Raw genomic sequence first — 14328 nt, forward strand, 5'->3', positions numbered from 1 at the left:
CCCGGTCGGCAGAACTGCGGTGAGGAGTAGATCGTGCGCGTGCACGTGGTGTCCGATGTCCATGGCAACGCCGAAGCCCTGAAACGGGCCGGTGACGGTGCCGACGCGCTCGTCGTGCTCGGCGACCTGATCGACTTCGTCGACTACCACGAGCACGGCCGCGGCATCCTCGGCGCGGTCTTCGGAGCCGAGAAAGTCGCGCACTTCGCCGAGCTGCGCCGCAACCACCGCGGTGCCGAGATCGGCGCCTACGCGCGCTCGCTGTGGGCTTCGCTGGACGATCCCAAGCGCGTCGTGCGCGAAGCCGTCCGCGAGCAGTACGCCACCCTGTTCGCCGCGATGAGCGCCCCGACCTACGCCATCGCGGGCAACGTGGACGAGCCGGAGCTGTGGCCCGAGTTCGCCCGCGACGGCGTGCACTTCGTCGACGGCACCAACGCCGAGATCGGCGGCCTGCGGTTCGGCTTCGTCGGCGGCACCGTGCTGTCCCCGGGCGGCGTGCTGCGCCGGGACGCGGCCTGGGTGCCGTACCTGCGCCCCGAGGACGAGTACGACGCCGCCGTCGCCGCCCTCGACCCGGTCGACGTGCTGTGCAGCCACCTGCCGCCCGCGGTTCCGGAACTGGTCTACGACGTCATCGCCCGCCGCCCCGAGCACGGCTCCGCGGCGCTGCTGGAACGGATCCACCGGGACCGGCCGCGCTGGTCGCTGTTCGGGCACGTGCACCAGCCGCTGGCCTCCCGGGTCCGCGTCGGGCGCACCGAGTGCGTCAACGTCGGGCACTTCCAGCGCACCGAGCGACCGTACGTGCTCCGCTGGTGACGATCTCGAACGGTGGAGCCGGCCGGACACCGCCCCGCCGGTCGTGCGCGGACCTGTAATCTTCGGGGCATGGTCGATCAGTCCACCCAGTCCATCGTGATCCAGGCAGCCGCGGCCGAGATCATGGCGGTGATCTCGGACTTCGCCAGCTACCCGGAATGGGTGGAAGCGGTCAAGGAGACCGAGGTGCTCTCGACCACCGGCTCCGGGCAGGCCGAGAAGGTGCGCTTCGTGCTCGACGCCGGGGTGGTCAAGGACACCTACGTCAACGTCTACGAGTGGGCCGAGGACGGGCTGTCGGTGAGCTGGACGCTGTCCGAGGGGCAGGTCCAGAAGGCGCAGCAGGGCAGCTACCGGCTCGCGCCGAAGGACGGCGGCACCGAGGTGACCTACAGCCTCGCGGTGGACCTGGCGATCCCGATGATCGGCATGTTCAAGCGCAAGGCCGAAAAAATGATCATGAACACGGCGCTGAAGGAGCTCAAGCGCCGGGTCGAAGCCCGCTCCTGACCCGGGCGCTCCAGCACCGCGGCGCGGCGGCGCCGGAGATCCGCACCCGGTCGTGACCGGTGTCCCGGGCGGCGCCGCACCAGATCCACACCGCAGCACTCCTCGGCGCGGTGACCCGCCGTTCCGGTGGCCGGGCAGCTCGGCGACCGGTCGGTCCGCCCCGGCAACAGCCCCGACCCGATCCAGAGACCGCCCTTGCGCATCCTGTTGTTCACCGGAAAAGGCGGCGTCGGCAAGACGACCCTCGCCGCCGCGACCGCCGCACGCCTCGCCGAGCTCGGGCAGAAGGTGCTGGTGGTCTCCACCGATCCCGCGCACTCCCTCGGCGACTCCCTCGGCGCGGCGCTGAGCGCCGATCCCGCCGAGGTCGAGCTCCGCGCCGGGCAGCGGACCGCCCGGCTGCACGCGGCCGAGGTGCAGACCCGCGACCTGCTCGACCGGGCCTGGGCGGACCTGCGGGAACACCTGCGCACGATGCTGCTCGGCGCCGGCGTCGGCGAACTCGACGCCGAGGAGCTCACCCACCTGCCCGGGGTCGAGGACCTGCTCGCGCTCGCCGAGGTGCACCGCTTCGCCGCGGGCGGGATGTGGGACACCGTCGTCGTCGACTGCGGCCCCACCGCCGAGACGCTGCGGCTGCTGGCGCTGCCCGAATCGCTGTCCGGCTACCTGGAACGGCTGTTCCCGGCGCACCGGCGCGTGGTGCGCGGCCTGCTCGCGGGCGTGGCGGGCAGCGAGAACGTGGAGCGCTGGGACGGGGTGGCCGACGCGCTCGGGCGGCTCGCGGACCGGCTGCTGGAGCTGCGGACCATGCTGCTCTCGCCGCGGACCGGGGTGCGCCTGGTGCTCACCCCGGAAGCGGTGGTGGCTGCCGAGACCCGGCGCACGCTTACCGCACTGGCGCTGCAGCAGGTCCGGGTCGACGGGCTGGTGGCGAACCGGCTGGTGCCGCACCCCGGCTCGGCCCGGGGCGAGGCGGCGACCTGGCTGCGCACCCGCCGCCGGGAGCAGGAGAATGTGCTGGCCGAGGTGCGGGCGGCGACCGACCTGCCGGTGCGCGCGGTGCTGCACCGGGCGGCGGAACCGGTGGGGGCGGCGCTGCTGGAACTCGCCGACGAGCTCTACGGGGAGGACGATCCGCTGGCCGGCGCCGCGAGCGCACCGGAGGTGGAGCTCGGCGGCGGTGGCCGATCGCTGGACGCGGAGTACACGTTGCGGCTGGGCCTGCCGCTGCACGAGGACGCCGAGGTGGACCTCGCGCGGATCGGCGACGAGCTCGCCGTCACCGTCGACGGCAGGCGGCGGCTGATCGCGTTGCCCGCGGTGCTGCGCCGCTGCGCCGTGACCGGCGCGGTGGCCGCCGACGACGGGCTGACCGTGTCGTTCCGGCCGGACCCCGGCCAGTGGATGCGATGAGAGCGGACCCGAGCAGTGGAGGTGGTGGACCAGATGCGCGGTGAACGACCCGATGCCGCGGGGACGGGCACGACGAGCGCCGGTACCGGGGGCTCCGCCGACGAGTCCCGGGCGACCGGATCCGGCCGCGACCGGATGGCCGAGGAGTTCCGGCTGCTGCTCGACGCGGCCGCGGGGCGCGCGGAGGAGTACCTGCGCGGACTCGGCGGCGCCGAGCACGCCGCGCACGCGGGCACCGACGACCTCGGCACGGGCGGCGGCCCCGCTCCCGGCGGCCCGGCCCCCGGCGAGCGGGACGGCGTCCGCGAGGACCGCGCCGGCCCGTCCTGCGGCTGGTGCCCGGTCTGCGCGATCGCGAGCCTGCTGCGCGGCGAACGTCCCGAGCTGACCTCCCGGCTCGCCGACCAGCTCGCCGGGCTGCTGGACCTGCTCCGCGAATCCGCCGAGCCCCGCCCGGCCGGAGCCGCGGCCCCGCCGCCCGAACCGGCGGAACCGGCGCCGTCGAAGGTGCAGCGCATCGACGTGCGGCGGGTTCGCGGCCGGACCGCCGCGCAAGCCGCGAGCGGAGGTGCCGAGTGCTGACCGTCGGGGTGGACGTCGGCGGCACCAGCCTGCGCGCCAGCGTCGTCGACCCGCAGGGCACCGTGCTCGACACGCTGCGGGTGCCGTCCGCGGGCACCGGCCCGGAACTGGACTCGGCGATCGCCGACACCGTGCTGTGCCTCGCCGACCAGTACCCGGTCGCCGGGGTGGGGCTCGCCGTGGCTGGCTTCGTCAGCGAGGACCGGCGGGTGGTGCGGTTCGCCCCGCACCTGCCGTGGCGGCACGTCGCGGTCGCGGACAACATCGCCGACCGCGTGCGGCTGCCGGTGGTGCTGGAGCACGACGCGAACGCGGCCGCGATCGCCGAGCAGCGCTTCGGCGCGGCGGCCGGGGCGAAGGTCGCGGCGCTCGTCGCGCTCGGCACCGGCATCGGCGGCGCGCTGGTGCTGGACGGCGACGTGTTCCGCGGCGCGCACGGCGTCGCCCCCGAACTGGGGCACCTGCGGCTGGTGCCCGGCGGACGGGCCTGCCCCTGCGGGAAGCGGGGCTGCTGGGAGCGCTACTGCAGCGGCACCGCGCTGGCCGCGACCGCGCTGGAACTGCTCGCCGAGGACCCGTCCTCCCCGCTGGCCGCCGAAGCCGCCAAGGACCCCGGCGAGATCACCGGGGAACGCGTCGCCCAAGCCGCCGAGCAGGGCGATCCGGTGGCGGCGCGCGCCGTGGACGAGCTCGCGCGCTGGTTCGGCGAAGGGCTGGCGCTGGTCGCCGACGTCTACGACCCGGAGGTCGTGGTGCTCGCCGGTGGCGTGTCCGGCTCGGCGCACCTGTTCCTGCCCGCGGCCCGGCGGCACTACGCCGCGGCGCTCACCGGCACCGGCCACCGCCCGCTGGCCCAGGTGCGGGTCGCCAAGCGCGGCGACGAAGCGGGCATCGTCGGCGCCGCCACCCTCGCCAGGGAGCACGTGGCCGCCACCGCCACGCACCTCAGATGATCACCTCGCGGCGCCGCGCGTGAGCGGGCCGCTCGCCGGACCCGCCGGCGCACGTGGTCAGAGCTGGGCGCCGTCGTCGGTGGGGTCCGCGGGAGGTGTCCGGCGCATCCGGAACAGCAGCCAGCCGATGCCGCCGCTCACCGCGACCAGCCCGATCGGCAGCGCCGCCGTGGCACCCAGGCCGACGAGACCGGGCACCAGCAGCAGCGTCATCCCCAGCACGACCAGCAGGATGCCGCCGACCGTGGCGACCCCGGGCCGGGGCATCGGCGGCGGTTCCGGCGGCTCGTAGTGCCCTTCGTCGGGCGCGTCGGCGGGCGGCGTCCAGTCCCGCGGCGCGGACGCGGCCTCGGGCGCGGCGGGCTTCGGCGACGCGTCCTCGGTGCTCCGGTCCTGCTCCTCCGGCCACCGCGCCATCGGCTTGTCCTGTTCGAGACCTGCGACGATCTCGGCGAAGGCGGCGTCGATGTCCTCCGGGCCGTCGGCGTTCTCATGGCGGGTGCTCATGCGGGTTCCTCGACACGCTCGCGGTGGATCCTGCGGACGAATTCGACGCTACCGGCGAACACCGACGCGGCGTCGTGGTCGAGGGTCGCCACGTGGTAGCTGTCGCGCAGCACGACTTCGGTGACGTCGCCGCTTCGGATGCCCTCCAGCACGATCGTCGAGTTCACCGGCTCGACGACGTGATCGGTGGCGGAGCGCGCCAGCAGCACCGGCTGCCGCACCTTCCCGAGGTCGCGGCGGACCAGCCGCCACAACCGCTGCAGGCTCGCGGCCGCGCGCAGCGGCGTCCGGTCGTAGCCGAGCTCGACGGCGCCCGGCTTCGCGATGTCCCCGGCCAGGCCGGGGATCGACGGCAGCACCCGGGACAGCGCGGGCAGCAGGAACGCGTCCTTGCGCAGCGTGGTCACCGACGGGTTCACCAGCACGATCCCGGACAGCTCCGGGTGCTGCTGCGCGAGCCGCAACGTGAGCGTGCCGCCCATCGACATGCCGAAGACGAACACCGAGCGGCAGCGCCCGGTCAGCTCGGCGAGCTCCCGCTCCACGGCCGCGTACCAGTCGGTCCAGCCGGTGCGGTTGAGGTCCTGCCAGCGGGTTCCGTGCCCGGGCAGCCGCGGGCAGCGCACCGTGAAGCCATCGGCGGCCAGGTGCTCACCCCAGCCCCGCATGCTCTGCGGAGTTCCGGTGAACCCGTGGCACAGCAGGACGCCGATCTCGTCGGACCCGTCGTGCACGAACGGTTCGGCGCCGGGAAGAACGGGCACCGCAGCCTCCTACCGCCATCGATCCGCCGCTGTCCGGACATCGTCGCACGCGAGGGGCCTCCGCGGGGCGATCTCCAAGCGCGTGATCCGTCTCGGGCGGGGTCGCATTGTGCGGGCAGACCGGGCTCCGTAACCTTGAACGAGGCATTCCGGGTGTTCAGAAAGGCAGCGGCGCGTGCTGTACTGGGTGATGAAGCACATCGTGCTCGGTCCGCTCATGAAGCTGTTCTGCCGTCCACGGGTGGAGGGCGTCGAGCACGTGCCGGAGTCCGGAGCGGCGATCCTGGTCAGCAACCACGTCGCGGTCGCCGACTCGTTCTTCATGCCGCTGATGATGCCGCGCCGGGTGACGTTCCTGGCCAAGCGGGAGTACTTCACCGGCACCGGGATCAAGGGCAAGCTGCAGAAGTACTTCTTCTCCGGCGTCGGCCAGGTGCCGATCGACCGCTCCAGCGGTGCCGCGGCGCAGGCCGCGCTGGACACCGGGGTGCGGCTGCTGCGCGAGGGCAAGCTCCTCGGCGTCTACCCGGAGGGCACCCGCTCCCCGGACGGCCGGCTCTACAAGGGCAAGACCGGGGTCGCACGCATGGCGCTGGAGGCCGACGTGCCGGTCATCCCGATCGCGATGTTCGGCACCGACAAGGTCAACCCCATCGGCTCCAAGATGTGGTACCCGCACAAGGTGAAGGTGAAGGTCGGCGAGCCGCTGGACTTCTCCCGCTACGAAGGGCTCGCGGGCGACCGGTTCGTGGAGCGCTCGATCACCGACGAGATCATGTACGCGCTGATGGAGCTGTCCGGCCAGGAGTACGTGGACGTCTACGCCGCGAAGGCCAAGGACGACCTGGCCGCGCAGGGCAAGCACGTCGCGGGCTGGACCGTGCAGGGCCGGCCGGACGGTCCCGGCGGCGCCGACCGGCTGCCGCGCTCCCAGGCCGGCTGACCGCCGCGCGCTCCTGCCGCGCCCGGCTCGCCGGCCCTGATCGCCCGCACCGGGCCGGATCTCCGGCCGGTCCCCCGGAAGTCGCCGTCCTCGGGCGGAAGACCGCCGAGGACGTCGGCGGCCCAGCACACCGCTCATCGGGCGACGGTCCCCGGGGCCGGTCCTGACCGGTGGGCGCCGTCCTTACGCTGGACCGGTGCGGTTCTTCTACGACTGTGAGTTCATCGAGGACGGCCAGACCATCGACCTGGTCTCGATCGGGGTGGTGGACGAGACCGGCCGCGAGTTCTACGCCGTGTCCACCGAGTTCGACGAGTCCAAGGCGGGGCAGTGGGTGCGCCGCAACGTGCTGCCGCAGCTGCCGCCGCCCGCGGACCGGGCGTGGCGCTCGCGCAGCCGGATCCGGGACGACCTCTACGAGTTCCTGACCGCGCGCGATCAGGACGTGGAGCTGTGGGCCTGGCTGGCCTCCTACGACCACGTGGCGCTGGCGCAGCTGTGGGGCGCGATGCCCGCCCTGCCGCCGAAGGTCCCCAAGTTCACCCGGGACCTGCGGCAGCGCTGGGAGGACGTCGGCAAGCCGCGGCTGCCCTCCGCGCCGGCGAACGCGCACGACGCCCTCGCCGACGCCCGGCACAACCTCACCCGGTGGAAGGTGATCGAGGAGGTGCAGCGCAAGCGCGGGTTCCCGCTGTGAGCGCCCGTCCTCGCTGACCAGGTACTTCGCCGATCTTCGCATCATTCGCGCCCGATTTGTCGCCCGGTCGGAGTACTTGCTGCACCGATACAGGGCGTGACAGGCTCCCCACGAGATCCAGATCACTCATGGAGCGGATCAAGGGAGGCGGCGACGATGCCGGCTGGAACGCGTATCGGAGTGTTGACCGGCGGTGGCGACTGCCCGGGGTTGAACGCGGTGCTGCGCGCGGTCACCCGCAAGGGGATCGCGGTGCACGGGCACGAGATCGTCGGGTTCCGCAGCGGCTGGCGGGGGCCGATGGACGGGCTCACGATGCCGCTCGGGCTGGAGCAGGTCGAGGACGTCCTCGCCCGCGGCGGCACCATCCTCGGTTCCTCGCGCACCAACCCGTACCAGGAGCAGGACGGCGTCGAGAAGATCAAGCGGACCCTCGCCGAGCACGGGGTGGACGCGCTGATCGCGATCGGCGGCGAGGACACCCTCGGCGTCGCCGAGCGGCTCAACCAGGACGGCGTGCCGGTGGTGGGCGTGCCGAAGACGATCGACAACGACCTCGACGCCACCGACTACACGTTCGGCTTCGACACCGCCGTGCACATCGCCACCGAGGCGATCGACCGGCTGCGCACCACCGCCGAATCGCACCACCGGGCGCTGGTGGTGGAGGTGATGGGGCGGCACGCGGGCTGGATCGCGCTGCACTCCGGGCTGGCCGGCGGCGCGAACGTGATCCTCGGGCCGGAGAAGCCGTTCAGCGTGGACCAGGTCTGCGAGTGGGTGCAGCAGCGCTTCGAGCGGCAGTACGCGCCGATCATCGTGGTCGCCGAGGGAGCCGTCCCGCAGGACGGCCAGGAGGTGCTGCTGACCGGGGAGACCGACGCGTTCGGCCACGTGCGCCTCGGCGGTGTCGGCACCTGGCTGGCCGACGAGCTGGCCCGGCGCACCGGCAAGGAATCCCGCGCGGTCGTGCTCGGCCACACCCAGCGCGGCGGCACGCCGACCGCCTACGACCGGGTGCTGGCGACCCGCTTCGGGCTGCACGCGGTGGACGCGGTCAGCGAGGGCGCCTTCGGCAAGATGGTGGCGCTGCGCGGCACCGACATCGTGCGGGTCCCGCTGGGGGAGGCGACGGCGAAGCTGAAGACCGTTCCGCTGTCCCGCTACGCCGAGGCCGAGGTGCTGTTCGGCTGACGCGGTGATCGTTCCGGCGCCGTCCCGCCCACCGGGTGGGGCGGCGTCCGCGCGTCCCGGGCGGTCGTCCCGGGCGGCCGAGCGGGTGAATCGATTCGCCCGGCGTGCGCTCCGTCTCTCCCAGGTGAAATGCACTGGCCAGCACGGCCTATCCTGGCAAATGTGAATTGGACCGTCGATGTTCCGGTCGATGAACTTCCGGAACTTCCTCCGCTGCCCCCTGAGATGCGCGCCCGCCTGGACGAGGCGCTGAAGCTGCCCGCCGCACAGCAGCCCGAGTGGCCCGAGGAACAGGTCGCGAAGGTCCGCAAGGTGCTGGAGAGCGTGCCGCCGGTGACCGTGCCCTCCGAGGTGGACCGGCTGCGCGGACAACTCGCCGCCGTCGCCCGCGGCGAGGCGTTCCTGCTGCAAGGCGGGGACTGCGCGGAGACCTTCGCGGACAACACCGAGCCGCACATCCGCGGCAACATCCGCACCCTGCTGCAGATGGCGGTCGTGCTCACCTACGGCGCGAGCATGCCGGTGGTCAAGCTCGGCAGGCTCGCCGGGCAGTACGCCAAGCCGCGCTCCAGCGGCACCGACGCGCTCGGACTGCCCAGCTACCGCGGTGACATGGTCAACTCGCTGGTCGCCACCGAGGAGGCCCGCAGGCACGACCCGTCCCGGCTGATCCGCGCCTACGCCAACGCCAGCGCCGCGATGAACCTGTCCCGCGCGCTGACCAGCGGCGGCATGGCCGCGCTGACGAAGGTGCACGACTGGAACAAGGACTTCGTGCTCAACTCGCCCGCGGGCGAGCGCTACGAGTCCGTCGCCGCCGAGATCGACCGCGGGCTGCGCTTCATGGCGGCCTGCGGGGTGGACGACACCAGCCTGCACGCGGTCGACCTGTACGCGAGCCACGAGGCGCTGGTCCTGGACTACGAGCGGGCGATGCTGCGGCTGGACGGCTCGCAGAGCTCGCCGCGGCTCTACGACCTGTCCGGGCACTTCCTGTGGATCGGGGACCGCACCCGCCAGCTCGACCACGCGCACGTCGCCTTCGCCGAGCAGATCGCGAACCCGATCGGCCTGAAGATCGGCCCGTCCACCACGCCGGAGATGGCCGTGGAGTACGTGGAGCGGCTCGACCCGAACAACGAGCCCGGCCGCCTGACGCTGATCAGCCGGATGGGCAACGGCAAGGTGCGCGACGTGCTGCCCGCGATCGTGGAGAAGGTCAGCGCCACCGGCCACCAGGTGGTGTGGCAGTGCGACCCGATGCACGGCAACACCCACGAGTCGAGCACCGGCTACAAGACCCGCCACTTCGACCGCGTCGTCGACGAGGTGCAGGGCTTCTTCGAGGTGCACCACCGGATGGGCACCCACCCGGGCGGCATCCACATCGAGCTGACCGGCGAGGACGTCACCGAGTGCCTCGGCGGCGCCCAGGACATCTCGGACACCGACCTGGCCGGCCGGTACGAGACGGCCTGCGACCCGCGGCTGAACACCCAGCAGTCGCTGGAGCTGGCGTTCCTCGTCGCGGAGATGCTGCGCAGCTGACGCGCGCGGCGGGCCGCGAGGACCGGCGGGCCGGGGTGGGCGACCACCCCGGCCCGTTCGCGTTCCGGCCGCCGACGGGACCGTGACCGGCGATCTCCGGTCGATCGTTGCTCGAATGGGATCTTCATCGGTTCCGAGACCACGGTTCCGCGCGGTCCTGTGGTGCCGTTGCCGCACATCCTGGGCCAGATGGTCGCTGCCGCCGTCTGCTTCCGACTCCTTTTGCTTCTGCGCGTATTCCTGTGGTCACGCTCCGCATTCACCTTGGGCTGATCGGGGCGGACGCTGGTCCTATTGCTGGTCGTGCACCCTTGACGGTGACTGCGAACACCGGCTAAACAAACTCGGTCAGATGAAAGCGGACCGATTCGGGCATCGGAGTCGGGTCGAGACCGGAGGCCGACCAGGGTGTACGCGCGTGAACGCCAGCAGCTCATCGTCGAGCGTGCGAGGCAGGAGGGCCGCGTCGACGTGACCGGACTCGCGGGGGAGCTGCAAGTGACCCCGGAGACGATCAGGCGCGACCTGACCGTGCTGGAAGAGCACGGACTCCTGCACCGCGTGCACGGGGGTGCTATCCCGGTGGAGCGGTGGAGTTTCGATCCGCAGCTGTCCGCCCGAGAGAACGTGATGGTCGCCGAGAAGACCCGCATCGCGCGGGCCGCTCTCGCCGAACTGCCTGCCGAAGGCGCCATCCTCATCGAATCCGGCACCACGTGTGCCCGGTTCGCGGAACTGCTGCCGGCCGACCGCCCGCTCACGGTGATCACGGACAGCTTGAGCATCGCCGTCTCGTTGGCGGCGCGGCCCAACCTGTCGGTGCTCACCCCGGGCGGACGGGTGCGCGTGACCACCAACGGAGGTGTCGGGACCTGGGCGGCGCAACGGTGGCGAGAGGTGTTCGCCGATGTCGCCTTCCTGGGCACCGACGGGGTTTCCCTGCATCGGGGCCTCACCACTCCGGACCAGAATTCCGCTGAGATCAAAACACTGATGTTGCGCGGGGCGCGACGACGGGTCCTGCTCGCGGACCACAGCAAGATCGGCCCGGTTTCCCTGCACCGGTACGGCGAACTCTCCGAGGTCGACGTGCTGGTCACCGATACCGGGCTGGACCAGGGCATCGCCGAGGACATCGAGGCGATCGGCCCGCGCGTGGTGCGAGCGTGAGCAACGGCAGAAAGGGATGCCGATGAATTTCGGCAGGAAATGGTGGTCGCTGGTCGCCATGGCGGCGGCGGTGCTGCTCACCGCGAGTTGCGCGGGAGCGGGAGCGATCGGGTCCGGCGACGGGCGCCGGGTGCTGCGGGTGGCGGTGGTGTCGAACCCGCAGATGGAGGACATGCAGGACCTGGTCGGGGAGTTCGAGGCGCAGCACCCCGACGTGCGGGTGCGGTTCATCTCGCTGCCGGAGAACCAGGCGCGGGACAAGATCACCCAGTCGGTGGCCACCGGGAGCGGCCAGTTCGACGTGGTGATGGTCAGCAACTACGAGACGCCGATCTGGGCGGCGAACGGCTGGCTGCACGACCTGGATCCGCGGATGGACGCGACTCCGGGCTACGACAAGGACGACTTCATCCCGTCCATCAAGGACTCGCTGTCGTACCAGGGCCACATGTACGCGGCCCCGTTCTACGGCGAGACGGCGCTGCTGAACTACCGCAAGGACCTGTTCGCCGAGGCCGGGCTGACGATGCCGGAGAACCCGACCTGGCAGCAGGTCGCGGACATGGCGGCGAAGCTCGACGGCGGCCCCGGCGGTCGCGCCGGGATCTGCCTGCGCGGTCTGCCCGGGTGGGGCGAGGTGATGGCGCCCCTCAACACCATGATCAACTCGTTCGGCGGGCGCTGGTTCGACGAGGACTGGAACGCGCAGCTCACCTCGCCCGAGGTGCGCGAGGCGGTCAACTTCTACGTGGACCTGGTGCGCGACCACGGCGAGCCCGGCGCCTCCAGCAGCGGTTTCACCGAATGCCTCACCGAGTTCGGCCAGGGCAACGCGGCGATGATGTTCGACTCGACGTCCTCGGCGGGCACGCTGGAGGACCCGAAGGAGAGCACCGTCTCCGGCAAGATCGGCTACGCGAACGCGCCGACCGGCCCCGGCGGCAAGCCCGCCAGCTGGCTCTACACCTGGGCGCTGGGCGTGCCGAAGACCACCGAGATGCCTGACGAGGCGTTCGACTTCATCGCCTGGTCCACCTCCAAGCAGTACCTGCGGACCGTCGGCGAGCGGCTCGGCTGGCAGAACCTGCCCCCGGGCAGCCGCCAGTCCACCTACGAGATGCCGGAGTACGAGAAGGCCGCCGCGGCGTTCGGGCAGCAGACGCTGCACGGCATCAGCCGCGTCGACCAGACCACCCCGAGCTCCCAGCCCACGCCCTACCAGGGCCTGCAGTTCGTGCGCATCCCCGAGTTCGTCGACCTCGGCACCCGCGTGAGCCAGCAGATGTCCGCGGCCATCGCCGGGAGCAAGACCGCTGACGAAGCGCTGGAGCAGGCGCAGCGCTACGCCGACACCGTGGGGGAGAACTACCGGCCATGAGCACTGCGGAGATGACCGCGGCCAAGGGCGCGACCCTCAGCCGCAAGGAGAAGTGGTCCCGCCGGGGACCGTTGCTGCCCGCGCTGATCTTCACGATCATCATCACGCAGGCCCCGTTCCTCGCGACGATCTTCTACTCGTTGCACTCGTGGAACCTGCTCAACCCCGGTTCGTGGGGCTTCATCGGCCTGTCGAACTACGTGGACGTCTTCACCGACAGCGAGTTCTACACGGCCGCGCTGAACACCGTCGTGATCACCGTCGGCTGCGTGCTGGTGTCGCTGGCGCTGGGCGTCGGGCTGGCGCTGCTGCTGGACCGGCCGTTCTTCGGGCGCGGCGTGGTGCGCACCATGCTCATCACCCCGTTCCTGATCATGCCGGTCGCCTCGGCGCTGCTGTGGAAGACGAGCATGCTCAACCCCACCTACGGGCTGGTGGACGCGGTGCTCAGCCCGATCGGGCTGGGCGGCATCGACTGGGTCGGGGAGCACCCGATGGTGTCGGTGCTGGCCGCGCTGGTGTGGCGCTGGACGCCGTTCATGATGCTGATCGTGCTCGCCGGGCTGCAGAGCCAGCCGCGCGACGTGCTGGAGGCCGCCAAGATGGACGGCGCCACGCACTGGCAGACGTTCCGCTTCATGACGCTGCCGTTCCTGCGCCGCTACATCCAGCTGGCCGGGCTGCTGGGCTCGATCTACGTGGTCAACACGTTCGACGAGATCTTCATGATGACCCAGGGCGGTCCCGGCATCGCCACCACCAACCTGCCGTACTACCTCTACCAGCGGGTCTTCCAGGGCTTCGACGTCGGCCAGGCGGCCGCGCTCGGCGTCGTGGTCGTGATCCTGACCATCATCGTGGCCACCTTCGCGTTGCGCGCGATCTTCACCGCCATTTCCGGCAAGGAGGTTTCGGAATGAAGCGCCGCACGGCGGGAGGGACCGCACTGACGATCATCGCCTGGGCGCTGGGGATCGTGTTCGTGTTCCCGGTGTTCTGGATGGTGCTGACGTCGTTCAAGCAGGAGGCCGACGCCTACACCGACGACCCGAAGTTCCTGTTCACCCCGACGCTGGACCAGTACCGGCTGGTGTTCGACGGGGGTCTCGGGCCGTACCTGCTGAACTCGCTGATCGCCACGGTGATCTCGTGCCTGCTGGTGGTGGTGCTGGCCGTGCCCGCGGCCTACGCGCTGTCCATCCGGCCGGTGAAGGGCACCAAGGACGCGCTGTTCTTCTTCATCTCCACCAAGATGCTGCCGGTGGTCGCGGCGATCGTGCCGATCTTCGTGGCCGCGCAGAACATGCACCTGCTGGACAACGTCTGGTCGCTGGTCCTGCTCTACACGGGCATGAACCTGCCGATCGCGGTGTGGATGATGCGCTCGTTCTTCCAGGAGGTGCCCTCCGAGGTGCTGGAGGCGGCGAAGGTGGACGGTGCCGGGCTGCGCACCGAACTCACCCGGGTACTGCTGCCGATGGTGGCCCCCGGCATCGCCGCGACCGCGCTGATCTGCGCGATCTTCGCCTGGAACGAGTTCTTCTTCGCGGTGAACCTGACCGCGATCAACGCACCCACGGTGCCGGTGTTCCTGGTCGGCTTCATCACCAGCGAAGGCCTGTACTGGGCGCGGTTGTCGGCGGCGGCGACGCTGGCGGTGCTGCCGGTCGTCATCGTCGGCTGGATCGCGCAGCGCCAGCTGGTGCGCGGGCTGTCCATGGGCGCCCTCAAGTGATCGGACCGGTTCACCTCCGGTGAACCGGCAGACGGGCCCCCCCCGCCCCCCCCCCCCGGGCCCCCGGGGGGCCCCGGGGGGGGGGCGGCGGGGGGGGGGCCCCCCGCGC

15 protein-coding genes are annotated in these 14328 nt (G+C 71.7%); 13 read left to right on the forward strand and 2 right to left on the reverse strand.

Annotated elements, in window-relative coordinates:
- The first annotated feature begins 33 nt into the window (after nt 1-33).
- The 5 genes from LCD31_RS00220 to LCD31_RS00240 all read left to right on the forward strand — a co-directional run bounded on the left by LCD31_RS00220 (nt 34) and on the right by LCD31_RS00240 (nt 4283).
- A complete protein-coding gene (locus LCD31_RS00220) occupies nt 34-822 on the forward strand; it encodes a metallophosphoesterase (protein ID WP_224955320.1) in 789 nt (262 codons plus the stop codon).
- 69 nt (nt 823-891) lie between these two features.
- Nucleotides 892-1332 carry an SRPBCC family protein gene (locus LCD31_RS00225; RefSeq protein WP_224955321.1) on the forward strand — a complete coding sequence of 147 codons (441 nt, stop codon included), beginning with the start codon at nt 892-894 and terminating at the stop codon, nt 1330-1332.
- A 195-nt stretch (nt 1333-1527) separates the two neighbouring features.
- A complete protein-coding gene (locus LCD31_RS00230; protein WP_224955322.1) occupies nt 1528-2748 on the forward strand; it encodes an ArsA family ATPase in 1221 nt (406 codons plus the stop codon).
- 33 nt (nt 2749-2781) lie between these two features.
- Nucleotides 2782-3330, forward strand: coding sequence for a hypothetical protein (locus LCD31_RS00235; protein WP_224955323.1), 549 nt, complete (start codon nt 2782-2784; stop codon nt 3328-3330).
- Nucleotides 3324-4283: an ROK family protein gene (locus LCD31_RS00240; RefSeq protein ID WP_224955324.1), complete on the forward strand. Its 960-nt coding sequence runs from the start codon at nt 3324-3326 to the stop codon at nt 4281-4283. Before LCD31_RS00235 ends, LCD31_RS00240 begins: the two co-directional genes overlap by 7 nt.
- A 57-nt stretch (nt 4284-4340) precedes the next feature.
- Here LCD31_RS00240 and LCD31_RS00245 read toward each other — a convergent pair whose 3' ends face one another.
- A complete protein-coding gene (locus LCD31_RS00245) occupies nt 4341-4790 on the reverse strand; it encodes a DUF308 domain-containing protein (RefSeq protein ID WP_224955325.1) in 450 nt (149 codons plus the stop codon).
- Entirely contained in the window at nt 4787-5554 is a 768-nt protein-coding gene (locus tag LCD31_RS00250; RefSeq protein ID WP_224955326.1) for a carboxylesterase, read from the reverse strand. The genes LCD31_RS00245 and LCD31_RS00250 overlap by 4 nt, the downstream gene beginning before the upstream one ends.
- A gap of 175 nt (nt 5555-5729) precedes the next feature.
- On the opposite strand from LCD31_RS00250, the gene LCD31_RS00255 reads away from it, so the two are divergent.
- From LCD31_RS00255 to LCD31_RS00290, 8 genes are all read left to right on the forward strand, one after another.
- Nucleotides 5730-6497 carry a 1-acyl-sn-glycerol-3-phosphate acyltransferase gene (locus tag LCD31_RS00255; protein ID WP_224955327.1) on the forward strand — a complete coding sequence of 256 codons (768 nt, stop codon included), beginning with the start codon at nt 5730-5732 and terminating at the stop codon, nt 6495-6497.
- A gap of 196 nt (nt 6498-6693) precedes the next feature.
- Nucleotides 6694-7194 (forward strand): polyadenylate-specific 3'-exoribonuclease AS, encoded by a 501-nt coding sequence (locus tag LCD31_RS00260; protein ID WP_224955328.1) that lies wholly within the window; start codon nt 6694-6696, stop codon nt 7192-7194.
- Between the two features lie 156 nt (nt 7195-7350).
- Nucleotides 7351-8388, forward strand: a complete 1038-nt coding sequence (locus tag LCD31_RS00265) for a 6-phosphofructokinase (protein ID WP_224955329.1) — start codon at nt 7351-7353, stop codon at nt 8386-8388.
- Nucleotides 8389-8517: 129 nt separating this feature from the next.
- Nucleotides 8518-9936, forward strand: coding sequence for a class II 3-deoxy-7-phosphoheptulonate synthase (locus LCD31_RS00270; protein ID WP_224955330.1), 1419 nt, complete (start codon nt 8518-8520; stop codon nt 9934-9936).
- A gap of 408 nt (nt 9937-10344) precedes the next feature.
- Nucleotides 10345-11106, forward strand: coding sequence for a DeoR/GlpR family DNA-binding transcription regulator (locus tag LCD31_RS00275; protein WP_224955331.1), 762 nt, complete (start codon nt 10345-10347; stop codon nt 11104-11106).
- A 16-nt stretch (nt 11107-11122) separates the two neighbouring features.
- Entirely contained in the window at nt 11123-12484 is a 1362-nt protein-coding gene (locus LCD31_RS00280; RefSeq protein ID WP_224955332.1) for a sugar ABC transporter substrate-binding protein, read from the forward strand.
- Nucleotides 12481-13404: a carbohydrate ABC transporter permease gene (locus LCD31_RS00285; RefSeq protein ID WP_373689970.1), complete on the forward strand. Its 924-nt coding sequence runs from the start codon at nt 12481-12483 to the stop codon at nt 13402-13404. The genes LCD31_RS00280 and LCD31_RS00285 overlap by 4 nt, the downstream gene beginning before the upstream one ends.
- Entirely contained in the window at nt 13401-14219 is an 819-nt protein-coding gene (locus LCD31_RS00290) for a carbohydrate ABC transporter permease (RefSeq protein ID WP_224955333.1), read from the forward strand. Before LCD31_RS00285 ends, LCD31_RS00290 begins: the two co-directional genes overlap by 4 nt.
- Nucleotides 14220-14328: the final 109 nt, after the last annotated feature.

The organism is Saccharopolyspora sp. 6M, assembly GCF_020176775.1.
Classification (GTDB): Bacteria; Actinomycetota; Actinomycetes; order Mycobacteriales; family Pseudonocardiaceae; genus Saccharopolyspora_C; species Saccharopolyspora_C gregorii.

Bases quoted from the DNA above. Each gene is read 5' to 3' on its own strand.
- LCD31_RS00270 (WP_224955330.1), top strand. From the start codon at position 8,518: ATGCACTGGCCAGCACGGCCTATCCTGGCAAATGTGAATTGGACCGTC.
- LCD31_RS00265 (WP_224955329.1), top strand. From the start codon at position 7,351: ATGCCGGCTGGAACGCGTATCGGAGTGTTGACCGGCGGTGGCGACTGC.
- LCD31_RS00245 (WP_224955325.1), bottom strand. From the start codon at position 4,790: ATGAGCACCCGCCATGAGAACGCCGACGGCCCGGAGGACATCGACGCC.
- LCD31_RS00280 (WP_224955332.1), top strand. From the start codon at position 11,123: ATGCCGATGAATTTCGGCAGGAAATGGTGGTCGCTGGTCGCCATGGCG.
- LCD31_RS00285 (WP_373689970.1), top strand. From the start codon at position 12,481: ATGAGCACTGCGGAGATGACCGCGGCCAAGGGCGCGACCCTCAGCCGC.
- LCD31_RS00225 (WP_224955321.1), top strand. From the start codon at position 892: ATGGTCGATCAGTCCACCCAGTCCATCGTGATCCAGGCAGCCGCGGCC.
- LCD31_RS00290 (WP_224955333.1), top strand. From the start codon at position 13,401: ATGAAGCGCCGCACGGCGGGAGGGACCGCACTGACGATCATCGCCTGG.
- LCD31_RS00235 (WP_224955323.1), top strand. From the start codon at position 2,782: ATGCGCGGTGAACGACCCGATGCCGCGGGGACGGGCACGACGAGCGCC.